This window comes from Gemmatimonas sp., assembly GCF_021298855.1.
In the GTDB taxonomy this organism is placed as follows: domain Bacteria; phylum Gemmatimonadota; class Gemmatimonadetes; order Gemmatimonadales; family Gemmatimonadaceae; genus Gemmatimonas.
Genome location: NZ_JAJTHI010000029.1, coordinates 1 through 22167, shown reverse-complemented (window position 1 = coordinate 22167; position 22167 = coordinate 1). Strand labels below are relative to the sequence as shown.

21 protein-coding genes are annotated in these 22167 nt (G+C 67.1%); all 21 read left to right on the top strand.

The genetic code is table 11. The features are described 5' to 3' along the window. The first annotated feature begins 147 nt into the window (after positions 1-147). The 21 genes from smpB to secA all read left to right on the top strand — a co-directional run bounded on the left by smpB (position 148) and on the right by secA (position 21667). Positions 148-618: an SsrA-binding protein SmpB gene (gene smpB, locus LW840_RS10160; RefSeq protein ID WP_291276933.1), complete on the top strand. Its 471-nt coding sequence runs from the start codon at positions 148-150 to the stop codon at positions 616-618. Further along, on the top strand, positions 615-1940 hold the full coding sequence (locus tag LW840_RS10155; RefSeq protein WP_291276932.1) for an N-acetylmuramoyl-L-alanine amidase: 1326 nt from the start codon (positions 615-617) through the stop codon (positions 1938-1940). The genes smpB and LW840_RS10155 overlap by 4 nt, the downstream gene beginning before the upstream one ends. Continuing rightward, positions 1937-2866, top strand: a complete 930-nt coding sequence (locus tag LW840_RS10150) for a dihydroorotate dehydrogenase (RefSeq protein WP_291266830.1) — start codon at positions 1937-1939, stop codon at positions 2864-2866. The genes LW840_RS10155 and LW840_RS10150 overlap by 4 nt, the downstream gene beginning before the upstream one ends. Next, positions 2863-3582 carry an orotidine-5'-phosphate decarboxylase gene (gene pyrF / locus LW840_RS10145; protein ID WP_291266831.1) on the top strand — a complete coding sequence of 240 codons (720 nt, stop codon included), beginning with the start codon at positions 2863-2865 and terminating at the stop codon, positions 3580-3582. The genes LW840_RS10150 and pyrF overlap by 4 nt, the downstream gene beginning before the upstream one ends. A 205-nt stretch (positions 3583-3787) precedes the next feature. Continuing rightward, positions 3788-3904: a 50S ribosomal protein L36 gene (gene rpmJ, locus LW840_RS10140; protein ID WP_012683466.1), complete on the top strand. Its 117-nt coding sequence runs from the start codon at positions 3788-3790 to the stop codon at positions 3902-3904. Between the two features lie 15 nt (positions 3905-3919). Then, positions 3920-4297 carry a 30S ribosomal protein S13 gene (rpsM, locus tag LW840_RS10135; protein ID WP_291262404.1) on the top strand — a complete coding sequence of 126 codons (378 nt, stop codon included), beginning with the start codon at positions 3920-3922 and terminating at the stop codon, positions 4295-4297. Positions 4298-4300: 3 nt separating this feature from the next. Further along, positions 4301-4678, top strand: coding sequence for a 30S ribosomal protein S11 (rpsK, locus tag LW840_RS10130; RefSeq protein WP_026849821.1), 378 nt, complete (start codon positions 4301-4303; stop codon positions 4676-4678). A 3-nt stretch (positions 4679-4681) separates the two neighbouring features. After that, positions 4682-5317, top strand: coding sequence for a 30S ribosomal protein S4 (gene rpsD, locus LW840_RS10125; protein ID WP_291262405.1), 636 nt, complete (start codon positions 4682-4684; stop codon positions 5315-5317). A gap of 138 nt (positions 5318-5455) precedes the next feature. Continuing rightward, positions 5456-6529 (top strand): DNA-directed RNA polymerase subunit alpha, encoded by a 1074-nt coding sequence (locus LW840_RS10120; RefSeq protein WP_291269994.1) that lies wholly within the window; start codon positions 5456-5458, stop codon positions 6527-6529. 5 nt (positions 6530-6534) lie between these two features. Continuing rightward, positions 6535-6891, top strand: a complete 357-nt coding sequence (gene rplQ, locus LW840_RS10115; RefSeq protein WP_291260398.1) for a 50S ribosomal protein L17 — start codon at positions 6535-6537, stop codon at positions 6889-6891. Between the two features lie 10 nt (positions 6892-6901). Further along, positions 6902-7123, top strand: a complete 222-nt coding sequence (gene rpmB / locus LW840_RS10110; protein WP_291260397.1) for a 50S ribosomal protein L28 — start codon at positions 6902-6904, stop codon at positions 7121-7123. A 153-nt stretch (positions 7124-7276) separates the two neighbouring features. Next, the gene (gene gmd / locus LW840_RS10105; protein WP_291260396.1) at positions 7277-8245 is read left to right on the top strand and encodes a GDP-mannose 4,6-dehydratase; all 969 of its coding nucleotides are present in this window, start codon (positions 7277-7279) and stop codon (positions 8243-8245) included. Positions 8246-8280: 35 nt separating this feature from the next. Then, positions 8281-9282, top strand: coding sequence for a GDP-mannose 4,6-dehydratase (locus tag LW840_RS10100; protein WP_291266833.1), 1002 nt, complete (start codon positions 8281-8283; stop codon positions 9280-9282). Continuing rightward, positions 9266-12517, top strand: coding sequence for a carbamoyl-phosphate synthase large subunit (carB, locus tag LW840_RS10095; RefSeq protein WP_291276931.1), 3252 nt, complete (start codon positions 9266-9268; stop codon positions 12515-12517). Before LW840_RS10100 ends, carB begins: the two co-directional genes overlap by 17 nt. Before the next feature lie 20 nt (positions 12518-12537). Continuing rightward, a complete protein-coding gene (locus LW840_RS10090) occupies positions 12538-13194 on the top strand; it encodes a DapH/DapD/GlmU-related protein (protein WP_343213642.1) in 657 nt (218 codons plus the stop codon). After that, positions 13191-14252 carry a Gfo/Idh/MocA family oxidoreductase gene (locus LW840_RS10085; RefSeq protein ID WP_291266836.1) on the top strand — a complete coding sequence of 354 codons (1062 nt, stop codon included), beginning with the start codon at positions 13191-13193 and terminating at the stop codon, positions 14250-14252. Before LW840_RS10090 ends, LW840_RS10085 begins: the two co-directional genes overlap by 4 nt. 14 nt (positions 14253-14266) lie before the next feature. Next, positions 14267-15379: a DegT/DnrJ/EryC1/StrS family aminotransferase gene (locus LW840_RS10080; RefSeq protein ID WP_291262410.1), complete on the top strand. Its 1113-nt coding sequence runs from the start codon at positions 14267-14269 to the stop codon at positions 15377-15379. A 13-nt stretch (positions 15380-15392) separates the two neighbouring features. Beyond that, the gene (locus tag LW840_RS10075) at positions 15393-16748 is read left to right on the top strand and encodes a nucleotide sugar dehydrogenase (RefSeq protein ID WP_291266838.1); all 1356 of its coding nucleotides are present in this window, start codon (positions 15393-15395) and stop codon (positions 16746-16748) included. Positions 16749-16797: 49 nt separating this feature from the next. Then, the gene (bamD, locus tag LW840_RS10070) at positions 16798-17646 is read left to right on the top strand and encodes an outer membrane protein assembly factor BamD (protein ID WP_291276930.1); all 849 of its coding nucleotides are present in this window, start codon (positions 16798-16800) and stop codon (positions 17644-17646) included. A gap of 15 nt (positions 17647-17661) precedes the next feature. Then, positions 17662-18276 (top strand): nicotinate (nicotinamide) nucleotide adenylyltransferase, encoded by a 615-nt coding sequence (gene nadD / locus LW840_RS10065; RefSeq protein WP_291266840.1) that lies wholly within the window; start codon positions 17662-17664, stop codon positions 18274-18276. A gap of 70 nt (positions 18277-18346) precedes the next feature. Then, a complete protein-coding gene (gene secA / locus LW840_RS10060; RefSeq protein ID WP_291262406.1) occupies positions 18347-21667 on the top strand; it encodes a preprotein translocase subunit SecA in 3321 nt (1106 codons plus the stop codon). The last annotated feature ends 500 nt before the right edge of the window (positions 21668-22167 follow it).

Sequence of the window (22167 nt, the reverse complement as noted above, 5' to 3'; positions counted from 1 at the left end):
CCGGCAACGCCGTTTGCCCGCAGGAGCGGCAGGGCGGGAAGAATAGATCGGGAGTGGGCCGAAAGTCAACGCCGACGACAACAACCGTGACCCGGGCTTCCGCGACCGCCGCAGGATGGTCGCCGAAACGATTACGTTTCTGCACGTATGGCCAACACGGACACCGAAGAACCGACGGAACTGATTGCGCGAAACAAGCGCGCCCGCCACGAGTACGAAATCCTCGACACGTGGGAGGCCGGTCTCGTCCTCACCGGGACCGAGGTGAAGGCGTTGCGGGATGGCCGGGCCAACCTCACCGACGCCTTCGGGTACGTGAAGGATGGCGAGGTGTTCCTGCTGAACTTGCACATCGGGGCCTACGGACACGGCAACGTGTTCAACCACGAGGCCACCCGCACGCGCAAGTTGCTGCTCCACAAGCGTGAGATTCGCCGACTCATCGGATCGGTCGAGCGTCATGGGCTCACGCTCGTTCCGCTCGACCTGTATTTCCGGCGCGGCAAGGTGAAGACGCGTCTTGCCCTCGCCCGCGGCAAGCAGCAGCACGACAAGCGCGAGGACCTCAAGAAGCGCGATGCAGAACGCGAAATCGCGCGGGTACTGCGCAAGCGATGAGGTACGGGGTGCAGCGGGCGGTGCGGCGGATCGTGCGGTGGGGCGCGTGGGCTTTCGGCGTGCTGGGGCTCGGCGCCCAGGCGGCGTCGGCGCAGCCCGCCTCGTCCACGGCGCCGTCAGCTCCGGCCCCCTTCACGGCGCGACTCGGCGAGCGCGCCCGTCCCGTGCCGGCCATGCTGCATCCGGATGGCGGGCTGGCCCTTCGTGCCGATGCGCTCGCGGAGGCGCTGGGCGGGCGGTTGCGGCGCGATCCCGTACGCGCCGGTCGCTTCCGGTTCGAGGTGGGGGCGGTCGGGTTGGGTATCGAGCAGGGCACGTCGCTGGTCATCGCCGGCGACGACACGCTGGTGCTGGGTCGCGAGGTGTTCCGGGCCGCCGGCGCGCTGTACGTGCCGGTCGCGCTCGCGTCGGATCTGCTGCCGCGCCTCGGTACGGGGGTGCTGTTCGACGCGGAGAAGCGGGAGATCCGGCGATTCGCTCCGGTGTCCGCCGGTCGGCGTGCCAACGACGCGACCCGGCGCCCAGCGTCCGTGCCCGCGGACGCGTCCGTGCGCGCCGAGCCCGACCGCACGGCGGTACGGATGCCCGAGTCCCGACCAGGGGCACGCCAACGTGTGGTGGTGGTCGATGCCGGACACGGCGGCCCCGATAACGGGATGTCGGGACCCATTGGCGGGGGGCCCCGGGTGTACGAGAAGCACATCACTCTTGCCGTCTCCAGACACTTGCGGCGCGCACTCGAAGAGCGCGGCGTGAAGGTGGTCATGACCCGCACGACGGACACGCTCATTGCCCTCTCGGATCGCGGCAAGATCGCGAACGAGGCCAAAGGTGATCTCTTCGTCTCCATTCACGTGAACGCCGCCAATCCCCGCTGGCAGAATCCCGGCGCCGCGCGAGGGTTCGAGACCTACTTCCTCGCCGAAGCCAAGACCGAAGACGAGCGCCGAGTGGAGGCGATGGAAAACGAAGCCGTCCGCTTCGAGACCACTGCCGACGTGAATCGCGATGACCCGCTGGGCTTCATCATGCGGGACATGGCGCAGAATGAACACCTGCGGGAGTCGGCGCGACTCGCGCAGCTCGTGCAGGCGGGCATGCGCACCGTGCACCCCGGTCCGAATCGCGGCGTCAAGCAGGCCGGTTTTCGGGTGCTGGTGACGGCCTTCATGCCCGCCGTACTGGTGGAAATCGGCTTCGGGACGAATCGCAACGAAGCGGCCTACATGACCGCGTCGGAGCGGCAGGCGGAGCTTGCCTCGCGAATCGCCGATGCCGTCGTGCGGTACCTTGCCGAATACGAGCGCAAGGTGGGTGGATGAGCCTCCCCGCCACGCAGGTTGCCGGGCTGACCTTTCGCAATCCCGTCGTTCTGGCCTCGGGGACGGCCGGCTTCGGCATGGAGATCGAGGATGTGGTCGATCTCGATGCGGTCGGGGCCATTGCCACCAAGGCCGTCAGTGTGGCGCCACGCCCCGGGAATCCGGCACTGCGCGTCAGCGAATTCGCCGGCGGCATGATCAACGCCATCGGTCTGGCCAACCCGGGGCTCGATGCCGTCGTGCGCGACTATCTGCCGTGGCTGCCGCGGCATCACCCCGGCACGCGGGTCTTCGTCAACGTGGTCGGCAACAGCATCGATGACTTCGCCACCGTGGTTGGCGCGATCGATGGAATGCCGGGCATCGACGCGTTCGAACTCAATGTGAGCTGTCCCAACGTCAAGGCCGGCGGTCTCGAGTTCGGTGCGGATCAGCAGGCACTCGCCGCGCTCGTGTCGGCGGCGCGTACGAAGACGTCACGTCCGATCTTCGTGAAGCTGTCGCCCACACTCGGCGCCGCCATCACCGAGACCGCGCGGGTGGCGGTGGACAGCGGCGCCACCGGCCTCACGCTGGTGAATACCATGCCAGGGCTCGTCATCGACACGCACCGGCGCAAACCGAAGATCAGCTTTGGCAGCGGCGGCCTGTCCGGGCCGGCGGTCCTTCCCATCGGGTTGCTCGCCACCTGGCGGGTCAGTCGGGCGCTGCCGGGGGTTCCCCTCATCGGTCTGGGTGGGGTGAGCACCGGAGACGATGCCATTCAGTACCTGCTGGCCGGGGCGTCACTGGTCGGTGTGGGCACCGCGGCCCTCCGCGATCCCCGTGCCCCCGAACGCATCGCGCGGCAAATGGCCGCCTGGGCCGCACGCGAGGGCGTCCGCGACCTCACCACGATTATCGGGACCTTGGAGTGGCCCACGTGACCTCCCCTGCCGTCATCCCCATCGTTGCGCTCGACGTCCCCGACCGCGCCGGTGCGGAAGCAGTCGTGCGCGGTCTGGGCGAGGCCTGCGGCTTCTACAAGGTCGGGCTGGAGCTCTTCTCGGCCGAAGGGCCGGGCATCGTGTCGTGGCTGCGTGAGCTGGGGAAGGAGGTCTTCGTCGACCTCAAGCTCCATGACATCCCCAATACGGTTCAGGGGGCCGCGCGAAGCGTGGCGCGGCATGGGGCGTCCCTGCTCACGGTGCATGCGAGCGGGGGACGCGACATGATCGCCGCCGCCGTGGATGGCGCCCGGGCGGGCCGCCCCGACGGGGGGTGTGGCATTCTTGGTGTCACGATTCTCACCAGCATGGATGCCGCCGGCGTCGAGTCCGCGTGGGGGCGAACGGGCGTCACGGTGCAGGATGAGGTGCTCCGGTTGGCTGGGCTGGTGGCCGAGGGGCAGGGCGCCGGGATCGTGTGCTCCGGCCATGAGGCGGCGGCGGTGCGGAGCGCCTTCGGCGATCGCCTGGGACTGCTCATTCCCGGCATTCGCCTGCCAGGCGGCGAGACCCACGATCAGCGCCGGGTAATGACCCCTGCCGCCGCAGCCGAAGCCGGGGCCCGCTGGCTCATCTTGGGCCGGGCGGTGACGGGGGCGGCCAATCCGGTGGCGGCGCTGGCCGAGGTCCATCGGTCCCTTGCGGGTATGGCCTAAGTCCGCTAGGCTTCGGGTCTTGCCCGTTTTTGGGCATTTCACCGGCCAATCCGCTGGCCACTTTCGCTTCGCTCGTGCGCGGAATCGGTGCTCTCTCCGGGGGGCGCGATGCTTCATGAGCGATGAACAGCATGGGGAGTCCGGCCGGCCGCCAGCATCTGGTGGTGCGGGAGACTCCGTCGGCGCGTGAGCGCCGAGGTGACCCGTGAAAGTTCGCAGCAGCGTCAAGCCGATCTGTGAGCACTGCAAAGTCGTCAAGCGACAGGGCGTGACTCGCATCATCTGCAAGCGCAACCCGAAGCACAAGCAGCGTCAGGGCTAAGGGAGCGCATAACACATGGCACGTATTGCTGGCGTCGATCTTCCGCGTGAAAAGAAGATCGAGATCGGCCTCACCTACATCTTCGGCATCGGTCGCAAGACCGCCCAGAAGATCCTCGAGGCCGCGGGTGTGTCGAGCGCGCAGCGCGTTCGCGACCTGAACGACTCCGACCTGAACAAGCTCCGTCAGGAAATCGAGCGCAACTTCCGCGTCGAAGGTGCCCTGCGCACCGAAGTCGCGATGAACATCAAGCGCCTGATGGATATCGGCTCCTACCGTGGCACGCGCCACCGTCGTGGCCTCCCCGTGCGCGGGCAGCGCACGCACACGAACGCGCGCACCAAGAAGGGGCCGCGCCGCGCCATCGCGGGCAAGAAGAAGGTGACCAAGTAAGCCATGGCTACCGCGAAGAAGACCAAGCGCGTCGTCGAGGCGGAAGGCATCGCCCACGTCAGCGCCACGTTCAACAACACGACCATCACGATCACCGACATGCATGGCAACGCGGTGTCGTGGGGCTCCGCCGGCAAGGCGGGCTTCAAGGGGTCGAAGAAGTCCACGCCGTTCGCGGCCACCGTGGCCTCCGAGCAGTGCGCGCGCGAAGCGCTCACCGCCGGGGTGCGCCGGGTGCACGTGCGCGTGCAGGGTCCCGGTTCCGGCCGCGAGTCGGCCATCCAGGCGCTCGCCGCTGCGGGTCTCCAGGTGAAGTCCATTCGCGACGTCACCCCGATCCCGCACAACGGCTGCCGTCCCCCCAAGCGCCGGAGGGTCTGATCCATGGCTCGCTATACTGGTCCCAGCTGCCGTCAGTGCCGTCGCGAGGGCGCCAAGCTCTTCCTGAAGGGCACCAAGTGCTTCACCGAAAAGTGCCCCGTGGAGCGTCGTCCGTACGCCCCGGGTCAGCACGGTCAGGCCACGGCTCGCCGCAAGAAGATGTCGGAGTTCGCCAAGCAGCTGCGCGAGAAGCAGAAGATCAAGCGCATCTACGGCATCTCCGAGAAGCAGTTCCGCAACACGTTCGAGCGGGTGTCCACGCAGGCCGGCATCACCGGTCACAACCTGCTGGCCGCCCTCGAGACCCGTCTGGACAATGTCGTGTATCGCATGGGTTTCGCGCCCAGCCGCAAGGCGGCGCGTCAGCTCATCCGTCACCGGCACATCGAGGTGAAGGGTCGCCTCCTCGACATCCCGTCGTACCAGGTGCGGCCGGGTGAGGAAGTGCGCGTGAAGCAGTCCTCGCGCGAACTCGTGCTCGTCATGAGTGCCATGGAGCAGGCGTCGAAGGGCGGCTCGCTTTCGTGGATCGCCGTCGACAAGGAGTCGTTCAGCGGTCGCGTGCTCGAGAAGCCCGCGCGCACCAGCATCCCGCTGGCCGCGCAGGAACAGCTCGTCGTCGAACTGTACTCCAAGTAAATCGTTGCAAGGGCGGGCGCGCTGCGCCCGCCCTGGTCGGGGCCCGAACCCCCTCACGAGTCTACCGCGCGTTCGGGGCGGGGTAGAGCGTCGCCACTCTCGCGAGTGGTGAGACCACTTCCAGATCCAGACCCTCTCATGGCAACCATCGATCTTTCCGGGCTGGTGCGTCCGCAGCTGGTCGAAGCGACCAAGCGCGAGGACACCCCCAATCTGGCCGAGTTCCGCCTGCAGCCGCTCGAGCGCGGCTTCGGGCACACGCTGGGCAACGCCATGCGCCGACTGCTCCTGTCGTCGCTGCGCGGCTCGGCCGTGTGGGCGTTCCGCATCGACGGGGTGGTGCACGAGCACCAGACCATCACCGGCGTCGTCGAGGACGTGCACCAGATCATCGGGAACCTCAAGACGCTCACCCTCTCCCTTCCCGACGAAGTGGAGCAGGCGGTGCTGCGCATCAGCAAGGCGGGTCCCGGCACCGTCACCGCGGCAGACATCATCGCCACGGGGGGCGTCCGCGTCGTCGATCCGTCGCATCATCTCTTCACCATCACCGACGAGCGCGACTTCACCGTCGAACTCTACGTGAACAAGGGACGCGGCTACGTCGAGAGCGACCAGCATCCGGCCGACAAGAACCTCCCGGTCGATGTCGTGCGGATCGATGCCATCTACAACCCGGTTCGTCGTGCCAACTTCACCGTCGCGGAAACCCGCGTCGGTCAGCGCACCGACTACGACCGGCTCACGCTGACCGTCGAAACCAACGGCACCATGTCGCCCGAGGAGGCGGTGAGCTACGCAGCGGCCCTGGCCCAAACCCACTTCCAGTACTTTGTCGGGTTCGGCTCGTCCGCCTCTGCGCAGCCCGGCACCGCCGGTGATGGCGCAAACTCCGACGCCATCCGGCTCGCCGAGCTGTTCCGTACCCCCATCGACGACCTCGAATTGTCGGTGCGCTCCGTCAATTCACTCAAGAACTCCAACATCCGCTCGCTCGGCGATCTGGTTCGCCAGACCGAGGCGCAGATCCTTCAGGTCAAGAACTTCGGCAAGAAGTCCCTGCAGGAAATCGCCGCGCTGCTCGAGAAGGAAGGGCTCAACTTCGGTATGCGCTACGAGGAAAGCACGGACGGTGTCCGGATCCTCGACATGGGCACCCCGCCCAGCCGCGCCGCCGAGAATGCGCCCGATGACGACGACGACGAGGACTAACGCCCATGCGCCATCGTAAGGCCAATCGCCAGTTGCGGCGAACCAGTGAGCAGCGCCTCGCGCTGCTCCGCAATCTCGCGACCTCGCTCATCGAGCAGGGCGCGATCGAGACGACCGAGGCCAAGGCCAAGGAGCTCCGCCCGTTCGTCGAAAAGCTCATCACCAAGGCCCGCACCGGCACGCTCCATGCGCGCCGCCTCGCCGGCAAGCATGTCCAGAAGCGGGAAGCCGCGGACAAGCTCTTCCAGGAACTCGGACCCGCGTTCGCCACGCGCCCGGGCGGCTACACGCGCATTCTCAAGACCGGGCACCGCAAGGGTGACGGGGCGGAGATGGCGCGGATCGAACTGATCCTCAGCTGAGACCACACCCATGGCCATTCAACGCAATCGCTGCTACAGCTGCGGCAAGGGTGTTGCCTACGGCAACAACGTCTCGCACGCCAACAACAAGACGCGCCGCACCTGGAAGCCCAATCTCCAGGTCGTGCGCACCCTCGACGCGGGCAAAGTCATCAAGGTGAAGGTCTGCACGCGCTGCCTCGCCGCTGGCAAGGTGCCGCGCGCCCCGCGCGGTCAGGTCGCCGTCGCGTAATTCACCGGTCGTTCGTCACGTCGCGGGGAGCTCGCTCAGACAGCGGGTCTCCCCGCGTTGTGTATCCACGCACGGGGTTGCCGGGTTCAGCGGTGTGGTTGGGCAGAGCCCACCACCGGAGACCCGCACCCACCACCCGAAACCGATCGTTTCGTGACCAAGACCGCGCTCATCACCGGCATTACCGGCCAGGACGGCTCCTACCTCGCCGAACTGCTGCTCGACAAGGGGTATCGCGTGGTGGGGGTCGTGCGCCGCTCGTCCACCACACCGTACGAACGCATCGCGCATCTCGTCGATCGCATCGAGCTCGTCTCGGCCGATCTCCTCGACCAGACCTCGCTCACCGACGTCGTCCAGAGTACCGCGCCCGACGAGATCTACAATCTCGCGGCGCAGAGCTTCGTGCAAACCTCGTGGAACCAACCGGTGCTCACCGGCGAGTTCACGGCGCTCGGAGTCACCCGCATGCTCGAGGCCCTGCGCAAGGCGGCCCCCCGGGCGCGCTTCTACCAGGCCAGCTCGAGCGAACAGTTCGGCAAGGTCGTGGAAACCCCCCAGCGGGAAAGCACGCCGTTCTATCCGCGCTCCCCGTACGGCGTCGCCAAGGTCTACGGCCACTGGATCACGGTCAACTATCGCGAAAGCTTCGATCTCTTCGCGGTCAGCGGCATACTGTTCAATCACGAGTCTCCGCGTCGCGGCCTCGAATTCGTCACGCGCAAGATTTCCGATGGCGTGGCCCGCATCAAGCTCGGCCTGCAGCGTGAACTCCGCCTCGGCAATCTCGATGCCCGCCGCGACTGGGGCTTCGCCGGCGACTACGTCGAGGCCATGTGGCGCATGCTGCAGCTGGAGTCGCCCGATGATTTCGTCATTGGCACCGGTGACACCTATTCCGTGCGTGAATTCTGCGACGCGGCCTTCGGTGCCGTGGGGCTCGATTACCGCGAGTTCGTCGTGCAGGACGAGCGCTTCTTCCGCCCCGCCGAGGTCGACCTGCTGGTGGCCGATCCGGCCAAGGCCAAGACCGTACTGGAATGGACGCCGCGCGTCGGGTTCCGGCAGCTCGTCGAGATGATGGTCGAAGCCGATCTGGCGCGCTATCACCGTCACGCCTAGCCCTCCCCCGCGTGGATGCTCGTCAGGGTGACCGCATGCCGACTGTGACGCCACCGGGTGATCGGCCCCTCGGGCGTGTCCTCGTGACCGGCGCCGCGGGCTTCGTGGGGCAATGGCTGCTGCCCGCCCTGCGGGCCCAGGGCACCGAGGTGTTCGCGCTGGCGATGCCGTCGGACTCCCGCGACACGGGCGGCGGCGCGGCGCTGCCCGACCACGGGGCCACGTGGTTCGTGGGCGACCTGCGCCACGAGGACTACGTGCGACGCGTGGTCGACGCGGCCCGGCCCAACACGGTGCTGCATCTGGCGGCCATCTCCCACGTGCCCACCGCCGCGGCCGATCCGGCCACCGCCTGGGATGTGAACGTGACGGCCACGGCGCGGCTCCTCCACCAGCTCGACCGTCAGCGCGAGCGAAGCGGGGTCGACCCCTTGGTGCTCATCGTGGGAAGCGCCGAACAGTATGGCCGGCACGACTCACACGTGATGCCGTTGCGCGAGGAGGCGGTCCAGGCGCCGCGAACGGTGTACGCGGCCACCAAGGCAGCGCAGGAGTTGCTGGCGCTCCAGGTCTGGCGTGCCACCCGACTGCCCGTGGTCGTGGCCCGCAGTTTCAATCACAGTGGGGCCGGCCAGCCCCCGCGCTTCGTCCTGCCGGCGCTGGTGCAGCGCGCCCGGGCGTTGGCCAGTGCGCCCGCAGGGACGCCCATGCTGGTGGGGAATCGCTCGCCGGTTCGCGACTTCCTGCATGTAAGTGACGTCGTGGCTGCGTATATTTCCCTCTGTCAGCGGGGCACGCCCGGCGAGGCGTACAACGTGGCCAGCGGTACCGGATGGTCGGTGCAGCAACTCCTCGATCTGGTGATCGCACGCACGGGGACGCGTGCCGTTCCCACCGAGGACCCCGCGCTGGTCCGACCAGTTGACGTCCCCGTGCTGATCGGGGATCCGCGAAAGCTGCAGCGCGCCACCGGATGGCGCGCGCAGCGTTCACTCGACGACATCATCGAAGACCTCCTCCATGCCGAGACGTTCTGACCTGCACCGGATTCTCGTGATCGGCTCTGGCCCGATCGTGATCGGGCAGGCTGCTGAATTCGACTACTCCGGAACGCAGGCGACCAAGGCGCTGCGCGAGGAGGGCTACGAAGTCATTCTGGTGAATTCCAATCCGGCGACGATCATGACCGATCCGGAGTTCGCCGATCGGACGTACATCGAGCCGGTCACCGCCGAGTTCGTGGAGAAGATCATCGCCAAGGAGCGCCCCGATGCGGTGCTCCCCACCATGGGCGGACAGACGGCCCTCAACGTGGCGCTCAAGCTGTACGACGACGGCGTGCTCGACCGCTACGGCTGCGAGCTCATCGGTGCCAACGCGCGCGCGATTCGCGTGGCCGAAGACCGCAAGCTCTTCGCCGAGGCCATGGAGAAGATCGGGCTCAAGTGCCCGACCGGCACGACCGTCACCAGCCTCGATGAGGCGCTCGCAGCGGTCGAGAACACCGGTTTCCCCGCCATCATTCGCCCGTCGTTCACCCTCGGCGGCACCGGCGGAGGCATCGCCTACAACCGCGAGGAGTTCGAGACCATGGTCCGGCGCGGTCTCGACCTGTCGCCGGTGCACTCGGTGCTCATCGAACGCTCGCTGCTGGGCTGGAAGGAGTACGAGCTGGAGGTGATGCGCGACTGCGCGGACAACGTGGTGATCGTCTGCTCCATCGAGAACCTCGATCCCATGGGCGTGCACACCGGCGATTCCATCACGGTGGCGCCGGCCATGACGCTCACCGACCGTGAGTACCAGGTCATGCGCGACGCGGCCGTGGCGATCATCCGCGAGATCGGCGTCGATGCGGGTGGCTGCAACGTGCAGTTCGCCGTCAATCCGCGCGACGGCGAGCTCATCGTCATCGAGATGAACCCGCGCGTGTCGCGCTCCTCCGCCCTGGCATCGAAGGCCACCGGGTTCCCCATCGCGCGCATCGGCGCCAAGCTTGCCGTGGGGTACACCCTCGATGAGGTGCCCAACGACATCACGAAGACCACGCCGGCCAGCTTCGAGCCGGTGCTCGACTACGTCATCGTGAAGTGCCCCCGGTTCGCCTTCGAGAAGTTCGCCGCGGCCGACCCGGGGCTCACCACCCAGATGAAGTCCGTGGGCGAGTCCATGGCCATCGGACGCACCTTCAAGGAGGCCTTCCAGAAGGCGCTGCGCGCCCTGGAAACCGGGCGCACGGGATGGAGCATCGGCGAGCGGCTGCAGGACGACCGCTTGGTGGAAGGCTCCCGCGAGGAACTGCGAGGCGCACTGCGCCGCCCCACTCCCGAGCGCATCTTCCAGCTCAAGCGGGCCATGCAGCTGGGCATGCAGACCGCCGAACTGCACGAGATCTCGGGCATCGATCCATGGTTCCTGGATCAGATGCGGGAGTTGCTCGATGCCGAGGCGACGTACGCGGCCCTGCCCGCAGTGGACGCCGAGGCCATGCGGCGCATGAAGCGTCTCGGGTTCTCCGACCGGCAGCTCGCTGCGCTCCGCGCGCAGACCGAGCTCGAGGCGCGGGCCCTGCGCTGGTCGCTGGGCGTGCGACCGTCGTACAAGATGATCGACACCTGCGCCGGCGAGTTCCCGTCCAGCACCCCGTACCTGTACGGCAACTACGACGAGGAAAGCGAAGCCGCGACGGCCGGGCGCAAGAAGGTGGTCATCCTCGGGTCGGGGCCCAATCGCATCGGGCAGGGTGTCGAGTTCGATTACTGTTGTGTGCGCGCGGTGCTCGCGCTGCGGCAGCAGGGATACGAGACCATCATGGTGAACTCGAATCCCGAAACGGTCTCCACCGACTTCGACATATCCGACAAGCTGTACTTCGAGCCGCTCACGCTGGAAGACGTGCTCGAGATCGTCGAGCGCGAACAGCCGGAGGGGGTCATCGTCCAGCTTGGCGGGCAAACGCCGCTCAAGCTCACGCGGCCGCTCGAGGCGGCCGGCGTGCGCATTCTGGGAACCTCACCCGATGCCATCGACACGGCGGAAGACCGTCGCCGGTTCGAGGCAATTGCCCGGGAACTGGGTATCGAGCAGCCGGCCAATGGCACGGCCACCAGCGTCGAGGAAGCCGTCACCATCGCGCAGACGATCGGGTTCCCCGTGCTGGTGCGCCCGTCCTACGTGCTCGGGGGGCGCGCCATGGAGATCGTGCACGACGAGCCGTCGCTGCGCGATTACTTCGAGCGGGCGGCACGCGTGTCGGAAGAGCGCCCCGTGCTCGTCGATCGCTTCCTCGAGGATGCGTTCGAGGCCGATGTCGACGCCCTCTCCGACGGCGAACACGTGGTCATTGGCGCCGTCATGGAGCACATCGAGAGCGCCGGCATTCACTCCGGCGACTCCGCCTGCATCCTGCCCCCGTATCTCATTCCGCCGGCGGCCGTGGAGCAGATGAAGGCGCACACCATGGCCTTTGCGCGACGGCTTGGCGTGGTGGGACTCATCAACGTGCAGTATGCCTACAAGGATGGGCAGGTCTACGTCATCGAGGTGAACCCGCGCGCGTCACGCACCGCGCCGTTCGTGTCGAAGGCCATCGGCGTGTCGCTGCCATCGGTGGCCGCGCGCCTCATGCTGGGAGAGACGCTGGCCGAGATCGGGTTCACGCAGGAGATCGTGCCGCCCTACATCAGCGTCAAGGAAGCGGTGTTCCCGTTCAACAAGTTCCGGGAGTTCGATCCGGTACTCAGCCCGGAGATGCGTTCCACCGGCGAAGTCATGGGCATCGACGAGGACTTCGGGACCGCGTTCCTCAAGTCGCAGATCGCGGCCGACAATGCCCTGCCGTCCGAAGGTGCCGTGTTCTTCACCGTGAACGATGGGGACAAGCCCACGGCGGCCACGCTGGCGCAGCGCTTCCATGCCCTTGGCTTCTCCGTGTGCGCCACCAGCGGAACGGCGGCGTTCTTCCGGGCGCAGGGGGTACCGGTCACGGCCGTGCTCAAGGTGCACGAGGGGCGGCCACATGGCGTGGACCTCATCCTGAACGGCGAGATCCAGCTGCTCGTGAACACGCCGTTGGGCAAGCACGCGCAAGTGGATGACGAGAAGCTCCGCCAGGCCGCGATCGCCAATCGGGTGCCGTACACCACCACGCTCACGGCCGCCAACGCCGCCGTCGAGGCCATTGCGGCCCGACGGTTGCGCGAGCCGGGGGTGCGCTCGCTGCAGGAGTGGCACGAGATTCTGGCGGCGCATCAGGGCGCCGGGGTCGCGTGAACGCGCCGTCCGTGCCGGAAATGATCGCGCAGCCCGGGGTGGGGCATGTGGCGGCCGGCGCCTCCCTCGGCGAGGGGGCCCTCGTCCACGCGTCCGCCTATGTCGACGATGGCGCCGTCATCGGCGCCCACACGCGCATCTGGCACTTCTGTCACGTCAACGGCGGGGCCGTGATCGGTTCGCGGTGTTCCCTCGGGCAGAACGTCGTCGTCATGAAGGGGGTGCGCATCGGCGAAAACGTCCGCATCCAGAACAATGTGTCGGTCTACGAAGGCGTGGAGTTGGAGGATGACGTGTTCTGCGGTCCGTCCATGGTCTTCACCAACGTGTACAACCCGCGCAGTGCCATCTCCCGCAAGAACGAATACCGGAGCACCCTGGTGAAGCGGGGAGCCAGCATCGGCGCCAACGCCACCATCGTGTGTGGTCATACCATCGGCCGCTACGCCTTCATTGGCGCCGGCGCCGTGGTGAATCGCGACGTGCCCGATTATGCGCTCGTCGCCGGCGTGCCGGCGCGACGGATCGGGTGGATGTCCGAGGCGGGGTTCCGACTGGAACGCGTCCCCGGCGCCGACTCCGTCGAGCACGGCGTGGAGCGGTTGCGCTGTCCGGGAACCGGAACGGTGTACGAACGGCGCGGGGATACCGTCGTGCGGACGGAGGAGCAGGCATGACTGATGGGAGCATTCCGGCGGACCGGCCCATTCGCATCGCCCTCGTGGGGTGTGGCCGCATCAGTCGCAATCACTTCGACGCCATCGCGAAGATCCCCGACCTGCACCTGGTCGCCGTGTGCGACATCGTCCCGGAGCGGGCGGCGCAGGCCGGCGATGCGGCCGGTGTGCCCTGGTTCACCGACCTCGACACGATGCTGGCGCGCGTCCCCAGCGACGCCGTCGTCATCGCCACCCCCAGTGGCCTCCACCCGCAGCATGGCATCGCCGCCGCGCGCGCCGGGCGGCATGTCATCAGCGAGAAGCCCATGGCCATCTCGCTGGCGGCGGCGGACGCACTCGTGCAGGCCTGCGATGACCACCGCGTGCATCTCTTCGTGGTCAAGCAGAACCGTCTCAATCCGCCCATCGTGCTGCTCAAGCGGGCCATCGATCGCGGCCGCTTCGGCCGGATCTACATGGCCAACTGCACGGTGCGCTGGACACGACCGCAGGAGTACTACGATCAGGCCCCGTGGCGTGGCACGTGGGAGTTCGACGGCGGGGCGTTCATGAACCAGGCGTCGCATTACGTCGATCTCGTGCAGTGGCTCGTGGGGCCCGTCGAGAGCGTCATGGCCAAGACCGCGACGCTCGCGCGGCGCATCGAGGCCGAGGACAGCGGGGTGGCCATCATGAAGTTCCGGTCCGGGGCCATTGGCACCATCGAGGTCACCATGCTCACCTTCCCCAAGAACCTCGAGGGCAGCATCACCATCCTCGGAGAGAAGGGCACCGTGAAGATCGGGGGGACCGCCGTCAACAAGGTTGAGCACTGGCAGTTCGCGGACTACGACGACGACGACAAGCTCGTCGAGCAGGCCAACACCAACCCGCCCAGCGTGTACGGCTTCGGACACGAGGGGTACTACCGGAACGTCGTCTCGGTGCTGCGCGGGCTGGCCAAGCCCGACACCGACGGCCGGGCGGGACGCAAGTCGCTGGAACTCATTCTCGGCATTTACGAGTCGGCGAAGACGGGGCGCGATGTCCCCCTTCCGCTGCGCGTGAACATCTGATCGGCAGGAGAGACATGGCTGTTCCACTTCTGGACCTGAAGGCGCAGCACGCCACCATCCGCGACGAGGTCGTGGCGGCGCTCATGGAGGTCGTCGACCAGCAGGCCTTCATCCTCGGCGATCCCGTGGCGCAGCTCGAATGCAGCGTCGCCGGGCTCTCGCAGGTGAAGTACGCCGTCGGCTGCGCCAACGGGACCGACGCCATTCTGCTCGCGCTGCGCGCGCTGGGCGTGGGGCACGGCGACGAGGTCGTGACCACGCCCTTCACGTTCTTCGCTACGGGTGGCGCCATTCACAACGTGGGCGCGCGCCCGGTGTTCGTCGACATCGATCCGCGCTCGTTCAACATTGCCCCGGACGCCATCACCCCGGCCATCACGCCGCGCACGCGCGCGGTCATCGCCGTGGATCTCTTCGGCCAGATGGCCCCCATCGAACAGGTGAGTGAGGCGGCCCAGGGGCGGCCCGTCATCGAGGACGCCGCGCAATCCATCGGTGCCAGCCGGCGCATCGGGGGGCGTACGGTCATGGCGGGGGAGGCCGCGGCCATCGGCACCTACAGCTTCTTCCCCTCCAAGAATCTCGGCGGGTACGGCGATGGCGGCATGATGGTCACGCAGGACGAGGCGCTCTTCGAGGCGCTCATGAAACTGCGCACCCACGGCAGCCGACGGACCTACTACCACGAGATCGTCGGCTACAACAGTCGTCTCGACGCCCTGCAGGCTGCCGTCTTGCGGGCCAAGCTGCCGCATCTCGGCGCATGGAGCGAAGCGCGACGTCGCAACGCGGCCTACTACGACGCGGCCTTTGCCGACGTGCCGGAGCTGGTCACGCCCTGGATCGATCCGGCCAATACGTCGATCTACAACCAGTACACGGTGCGCGTGCCGCGGCGGGAGGCGGTGCAGGCGCACTTGAAGGAGCGCGGCATCGGCTCCAACGTCTACTATCCGCTCCCCTTGCACCTGCAGCCCTGTTTCGCCTATCTCGGCTACCGCGAAGGGCAGTGCCCCGAGGCGGAGAAGGCCTCGCGCGAGGTGCTGTCCCTGCCCGTCTACCCCGAGCTCACTACGACCCAGCTCGACGAAGTGATCGCGGCCGTTCGCGCGTACTTCGGCCGCTGAGTCGCATTCCCGTATGACTGAGATGACTGCCGTGAAAGACCAGGCGCTGGCAAAGATCGCCGACCGTACCGCCGTCATCGGCGTGATCGGCCTCGGCTACGTCGGACTCCCCTTGGCCATCGAGTTCGTGCACGCCGGCTTCCGGGTCATCGGCTACGACGTGAGCACCCGGGTGGTCGACCTGCTCATGGCTGGGGAGTCGCACATCCAGGATGTCCCCGCCGACGCCGTGAAGGCTGCCGTGGCCAGTGGCAAGCTCGTCGCCACCGCCATCGAGGATCGCCTGGGCGAGTGCGACGCCATCTCCATCGCCGTGCCCACCCCGCTGTCCAAGACGCGCGACCCGGACATGGCCTATGTGTTGAGTGCGGCCGATGCCATTGCCCGGCAGGCGCACCCCGGACTCTGCGTGGTGCTCGAGAGCACCACCTATCCCGGCACCACGCGCGAACTGCTGCAGCCGCGTCTCGAAGCCAAGGGGCTCACCGTCGGGCAGGACATCTTCGTGGCCTTCAGCCCCGAGCGCGTCGACCCCGGCAATCCCACCTATCACACCCGCAACACCCCGAAGGTGGTCGGCGGCATCACTCCGGCCTGCGTCGAGGTGGCCACGGCCTTGTACGAGAGCTGCATCGATACCGTGGTGCCGGTCAGTTCGCCGGAGGCGGCGGAGCTGGTGAAGCTCCTCGAGAACACGTTCCGGGCCGTGAACATCGCCATGGTCAACGAATTGGCGATTGTCTGTGACAAACTGGGCGTCAACGTCTGGGAGGTCATCGATGCGGCCGCCACCAAGCCGTTCGGGTTCATGAAGTTCACCCCGGGGCCAGGTATCGGCGGGCACTGCATTCCCCTCGATCCGCACTACCTTGCCTGGAAGATGCGCACGCTCAACTACAAGACGCGCTTCATCGACCTGGCCAGCGAGATCAATTCCCACATGCCGGAGTGGGTCGTGCAGAAGGTGGCCGACGCCCTCAACGAGGTGCGGAAGGCGGTGCACGGCAGCCGACTGCTCGTGCTCGGCGTGGCGTACAAGCGCGATATCGACGATGTGCGAGAAAGCCCGGCGTTGGACGTGATCCGGCTTCTCGAGGAACGCGGGGCGCATGTCGAGTTCCACGACCCGTTCGTCAGCGAGTTCCGGGAGGAGGGCCACAGCCGGAAGGGGGTCGAGCTGAGCGATGAGATGCTGCGGTGGGCCGACGCCGTGGTCGTGGTCACCGACCACAAGGCCGTGGACTACCAGCGCGTCGTCGATCACGCTACCCTCGTGGTGGATACGCGCAACGTCACCGCGGGGCTCACCCCCGGTCGGGCGCGTATCGTGCCGCTGGCATCCGGCTCGACGTTGGCCGCCCTGCCATAACGCCCCCGTCCACGAACCTGCGCCGCACTTCCCGGGTATCTTCCGTCGCATGAGTCATTTCCCCAATCGCGTCGAATTCCGCCTGCTGGTCCTGCTCGCCGTTGCCACGGCGCTGGCCAGCTGCGGGCGCGGATTTCAGCCACGCGATTTCGCGACACCCGAAGCGCTGTTCCAGGCCACCCTGCTCGAGTTCCAGCAGAAGAAATGGGACAACGCCCAGCTGGGGTTCGAGCGGCTCACCAGCGACCTGTCGTCGCGCGATCCGCTGCTGGCACCGGCGTACTTCTACCTGGCGCTCACGCACGAGCGGAAGAAGGAGTTCCTGCTGGCGGCGCAGGCCTTCGAGCGGGTCACGGACGGATTTCCCGACGACACGCTGGCGCCCATGGCCATGCTCGGGACCGGGCGGGCCTACCAGAGCATCTGGCGGCGCCCGTCGCTCGACCCTGAGCAAGGGCAGAAGGCGGCGTCGGTGCTGCGCGCGCTCCTCTCGTCGTATCCTGACGCGAAGGAAACCGAAGAGGCCAAGCAGCGCATCACCCAGCTGGAGGAGTGGTTCGCGCTCAAGGATTACCAGACGGCGGTGCACTACATCAAGGTGCGCCCCGTGGTCGACGGCGCGATCATCTACCTCAAGGACATCGTCACCACGTATCCCACCACGAAAGCCGCCCGGCTGTCGTGGCTGCGGTTGCATGAGCTGTACACGAAGATCCGTTGGAAGGAAGACGCGGCGGAAACGTGCAGCGCCATGTGGAAGGCATATCCCGGGGATACGGAAGTCCGCACCGCGTGCGGTGCGGCCCCCGTGGATACGGCCAAGCCGAGCGCCGTTCCGCCCAGCGCCATCTCGTCCCCCGTCGCCTACGCGCGTCCGGCGCCGCCGGCGCGGCGCTGACCTCCCCCACGCCAGGTGCAACTGGGGCTTCTTGGCGGCAGCTTTGACCCGCCGCACATCGGCCACCTGATCATCGCGCAGGACGCCATGGACGCCCTGGCGCTCGATCACCTCCTGGTCATTCCCGCGGCCAGACAGCCGCTGAAGGGCCACGAGCAGACGCCGCCAGAACACCGACTGGCCATGGTCCGGGCCTGTTTCGACGGCGTACCGCGGGTTGAGGTCGACCCCGTAGAAATTGCACGGGGTGGGTTATCTTACATGGTTGACACCGTGGAGGATGTGCGGCGGCGATGGCCGGTTGCACAACTCCACCTGCTGGTCGGGAGTGACGTGGTCCCCACGTTGCCACGCTGGAAGGATCCGCAACGGTTGCTCGGCATGGTACGGCTGGTCGTACTGCATCGGGACACCGGCGGAGCCCCTCCGCTCGAGCAGGAGATTCACGGCGCGCAGACGGTTCGCTGGCTGAGCACGCGACGGGTGGATGTGTCGTCAACCGAAATCAGGGCGCGGGTCCGCGATGGACGCTCACTCAAGGGCTTCGTTCCGGAATCCGTGGCGACATACATCGCATCCACCGGGCTGTATCACGAGAATTCCCGGACGGCGGATCGCGCAGACAGCTGAGCCATGGCGGCCCGGATGCTGCGCACCACTGTCCTCGCCATGAGGTCCAGAGGGACGTATGCTGAAGGGCTTGATCAGTAAGGTGTTCGGCACGCGCCACGAGCGTGAACGCAAGCGTGTCCAGCCGATCCTCGACGACATCCATCAGATCGAAGCGCGGCTGGCGTCGCTGAGCGATGCCGAGATCCAGGCGCAAACGGCGAAGTTCCGCGGCGTGCTTGCCGAGCGGACCGGCCCCATCACCGGGCGCATCGCCGCCATCAAGGCCGCGAAGCACGAGACGGCCGACGCCGCCGAGCGGGAGCGCCTCGATGGCGAACTGCAGGGGGCCGACGGGCGCGGCGGCGCCGAGGGCGAGCTGCGGGCGACCATCGCGGAGACGCTGGACGAACTGCTCCCGGAGGCGTTTGCCACCGTGCGTGAGGCCTGCCGCCGGCTGCGCGGGTCAACGGTCATGGTCACCGGCCACGCCCTCACCTGGGATATGGTCCCCTACGACGTGCAGCTCATCGGTGGCATTCAGCTCCACCTCGGGCGCATTGCGGAAATGGCCACCGGCGAAGGGAAGACGCTCGTCGCCACCCTGCCGCTGTACCTGAACGCGCTGCCGGGGCGCGGCGCGCACCTGGTCACGGTCAACAACTATCTGGCGCGCCGCGACTCGCAGTGGATGGGGCACCTGTATGGCTGGCTCGGGCTCACCGTCGCCTGCCTCGACGATACGGAGCCGGGGTCGTGGGAGCGCAAGGCGGCGTACGGCGCCGACATCACGTACGGGACCAACAACGAGTTCGGCTTCGACTACCTGCGCGACAACATGGTGGTGTCGCTGGAGCAGCGCGTCCAGCGTCCGCACGTGTTCGCGCTGGTCGATGAAGTGGACTCCGTGCTTATCGACGAAGCCCGCACGCCCCTCATCATTTCGGGGCCGGTGGGCAACGAAAGCGACGGGCAGTACGCGGAGTTCAACACGTCGGTCGAGCGGCTCGTGCGCAAGCAGAACGAGATGGTCAACCAGCTCGTGGCCGACGGCGAGCGCGCCATGGAAGCCAACGACGCGCAGGCGGCGGCGCTGCAGTTCTACAAGGCCCAGATGGGTGGCCCGAAGAACAAGCGGCTCATGAAGGTGCTGCAGGAGCAGGGGGTCAAGCAGATGGTGCAGCGGGTCGAGCTCGACGTCATTGCCGACAAGAAGCTCCCCGTCTCGAAGCGGGCGTTCCGCGACCTCGAGGACGAGCTCCTGTTCGTGCTCGATGAGAAGGGCCACACGGTGCACCTCACCGAGCAGGGGCTCGACTGGCTCTCCCCGGATCATCCGGACACCTTCGTCCTGCCGGACATCTCCCTGCTCATCGGCCAGATCGATCGCGACGCCGAGCTGAGCGCCACGGAGCGCCTCGAGCGACGCGGGGCAGTGGAGCGCGAGTATGCCACGAAGAGCGAGCGGCTGAACATCATCCATCAGCTGCTGCGCGCTCACGCGCTGTACGAGAAGGACGTGAACTACGTGGTGCAGGAGGGGCAGGTGCTCATCGTCGATGAGTTCACCGGGCGCACCATGCCGGGACGTCGCTGGAGCGAAGGGTTGCACCAGGCGGTCGAAGCCAAGGAGCGCGTGCAGGTGAAGGGGGAAACCCAGACCCTCGCCACCATCACCATCCAGAACTACTTCCGCATGTACGAGAAGCTGGCCGGCATGACCGGGACAGCCGAGACGGAAGAAGCGGAGTTCCATACCATCTACGGGCTCGAGGTGTCGGTCATTCCGACCAACCGGCCCATCCAGCGCGACGACCGGCAGGATCTGGTCTTCAAGACGCGACGGGAGAAGTACAATGCCATCGTCGAGGAGACACGCCGGCTGCACGAGTTGGGGTTCCCGGTCCTCGTGGGTACGGCCAGCGTCGAGGCGTCCGAAACGCTGGCGCGGCTCTTCGCCCGGGCCGGGCTCAAGCACAACGTGCTGAACGCCAAGTACCACCAGCGCGAAGCGGAGATCGTGGCCGACGCGGGGCGTCCGGGGGCGATCACCATCGCCACGAACATGGCCGGCCGCGGCACCGACATCAAACTCGGTGAGGGCATCCGAGACGCGAAGCCTTCGCGCATCACCGATCCCGACGGCAAGGAGATCGACATCTCGGAGATCGGTGGCCTCCACATCATCGGGTCGGAGCGCCACGAATCGCGGCGCATCGACCGGCAGCTTCGCGGCCGGTCGGGCCGGCAGGGAGATCCGGGGGCCTCGCAGTTCTTCCTTTCGCTCGAAGACGATCTGATGCGCCTGTTCGGCTCGGAGCGCATTGCGAAGCTCATGGATCGCATGGGGGCACAGGACGGCGAGGTGCTCACGCACCCGCTCATCACGCGGTCCATTGAGCAGGCGCAGAAGCGCGTCGAGTTGCAGAACTTCCAGTCACGCAAGCGCCTGCTCGAGTACGACGACGTCATGAATCAGCAGCGCGAGGTCATTTACTCGCTGCGGGCGTTTGCGCTCGAGGGAGGCGAGGAGTTGAAGGGCGAGGCGCTCAAGATGCTGGAGCGCGGGGTGCAGCGGCGGGTCGAGCAGGCCCTCGCCACCTTCGATCGCGTCGAGGACTGGGACTTCGAGTACGTGCAGCAGGACCTGCTGATGCACTACATGTTGCAGGTGCCCGCGTTTTCCGCCGAGCCCCCCGCGTCCGTCGAGGAAGCGCAGGCGGTGGCCGTGGCGGCCGTGCACGAGGCCTTCCAGGCGAAGATCGAGAGCCTCAATCAGGTGACCGACGAGAACGGGCAGGGGTTCGCCGATCGCCTGCTTTCGCTCGTCACCCTCAATGTGATCGACGAGAAGTGGAAGGATCACCTGTACGACCTCGACCAGCTCCGGTCCTCCATTCACTATCGGTCGTGGGGGCAGAAGGATCCGCTGGTCGAGTACAAGCAGGACGCCTACACCATGTTCGTGGATCTCATGCATGACCTGGCGAACACCTTCACGGAACGGTTCCTCAAGGCGCAGCTGATCTTCGAGCCGGCGCCGGTGGAGGCCTTCGAACCGCCGCCCATGCTGGAGGTGGTGCGCGAGGAGGGGGCGCGCCCGACGCGTCGCTACAACGCGCTGGGCATTCTGGAGGAGGTGCCCGCCGATGAACTGGTGGTCGACGAGTCGCTGGAGATCGTGGACGCGCAGTTCGTGGAGGAGCCGCGCGGCGTCGGCGGGGACGCCGACGAGCCGGGACGGATCGTTGCGCAGGGCATGCCGCAGGTGGTCGGTGCGGGGCGCGTGCGCTCACTGGGCGAGCCCGGGGCCGGGGCGTTGCCGGCGGGGTGGGAGCAGACGCCGCGCAACAACGTGTGTCCGTGCGGTTCGGGGAAGAAGTTCAAGAAGTGTCATGGCGCGCATCTCTAGGCCGTGGCACCGGCGCCGCTGAGGCGCGTCTGCGCAGCGGGAACCGGCCGGGGCATTCGCGCGCAGCGAATGCCCCGGTTGACATTGGGGATCCGATGTGCTTATATCCCCGACCCGCCGCACGCGCCGCGGTTGCTGCGTACCCGCCGAGCTGTTCCTGCTCCCGCCGGGTCCACAACCTGAGGAAATGCGCTGGCTGGGGGTCCGCGGTAATGCTGCGCGGGCCGTCGCTCACGGAGCGGTGTGAGCGCGAGGGCGTCCTTGCCGACGATCCCCGATCTTCGAAAAAAGATCAGCAAGGCGATCGCGCAGGGGTTGACGCCGAACTTCCATCAGGTTATTAGTTAGATCTTCCGCCAAAACGGCGGCTGACGAAAAAGCAGGAACTTGTGTAGCCGCAAGCGGTTACGCGCAGGATGGCAGGACGCTATTTGACAACCGAGGAAGAGATCGATGGATGTGCGGGCGGTGTTTATGACCCAGGGCTGATCAGGGCTCTG

What these genes read in the sequence shown, in the direction of transcription:
- rpsD (WP_291262405.1), top strand. Translation starts at nt 4,682, where the DNA reads ATGGCTCGCTATACTGGTCCCAGCTGCCGTCAGTGCCGTCGCGAGGGC.
- rpsM (WP_291262404.1), top strand. Translation starts at nt 3,920, where the DNA reads ATGGCACGTATTGCTGGCGTCGATCTTCCGCGTGAAAAGAAGATCGAG.
- rpsK (WP_026849821.1), top strand. Translation starts at nt 4,301, where the DNA reads ATGGCTACCGCGAAGAAGACCAAGCGCGTCGTCGAGGCGGAAGGCATC.
- LW840_RS10075 (WP_291266838.1), top strand. Translation starts at nt 15,393, where the DNA reads ATGACTGAGATGACTGCCGTGAAAGACCAGGCGCTGGCAAAGATCGCC.
- LW840_RS10085 (WP_291266836.1), top strand. Translation starts at nt 13,191, where the DNA reads ATGACTGATGGGAGCATTCCGGCGGACCGGCCCATTCGCATCGCCCTC.
- LW840_RS10155 (WP_291276932.1), top strand. Translation starts at nt 615, where the DNA reads ATGAGGTACGGGGTGCAGCGGGCGGTGCGGCGGATCGTGCGGTGGGGC.
- bamD (WP_291276930.1), top strand. Translation starts at nt 16,798, where the DNA reads ATGAGTCATTTCCCCAATCGCGTCGAATTCCGCCTGCTGGTCCTGCTC.
- LW840_RS10120 (WP_291269994.1), top strand. Translation starts at nt 5,456, where the DNA reads ATGGCAACCATCGATCTTTCCGGGCTGGTGCGTCCGCAGCTGGTCGAA.
- smpB (WP_291276933.1), top strand. Translation starts at nt 148, where the DNA reads ATGGCCAACACGGACACCGAAGAACCGACGGAACTGATTGCGCGAAAC.
- LW840_RS10090 (WP_343213642.1), top strand. Translation starts at nt 12,538, where the DNA reads ATGATCGCGCAGCCCGGGGTGGGGCATGTGGCGGCCGGCGCCTCCCTC.
- LW840_RS10100 (WP_291266833.1), top strand. Translation starts at nt 8,281, where the DNA reads ATGCCGACTGTGACGCCACCGGGTGATCGGCCCCTCGGGCGTGTCCTC.
- LW840_RS10080 (WP_291262410.1), top strand. Translation starts at nt 14,267, where the DNA reads ATGGCTGTTCCACTTCTGGACCTGAAGGCGCAGCACGCCACCATCCGC.
- carB (WP_291276931.1), top strand. Translation starts at nt 9,266, where the DNA reads ATGCCGAGACGTTCTGACCTGCACCGGATTCTCGTGATCGGCTCTGGC.
- rpmB (WP_291260397.1), top strand. Translation starts at nt 6,902, where the DNA reads ATGGCCATTCAACGCAATCGCTGCTACAGCTGCGGCAAGGGTGTTGCC.
- rplQ (WP_291260398.1), top strand. Translation starts at nt 6,535, where the DNA reads ATGCGCCATCGTAAGGCCAATCGCCAGTTGCGGCGAACCAGTGAGCAG.
- LW840_RS10150 (WP_291266830.1), top strand. Translation starts at nt 1,937, where the DNA reads ATGAGCCTCCCCGCCACGCAGGTTGCCGGGCTGACCTTTCGCAATCCC.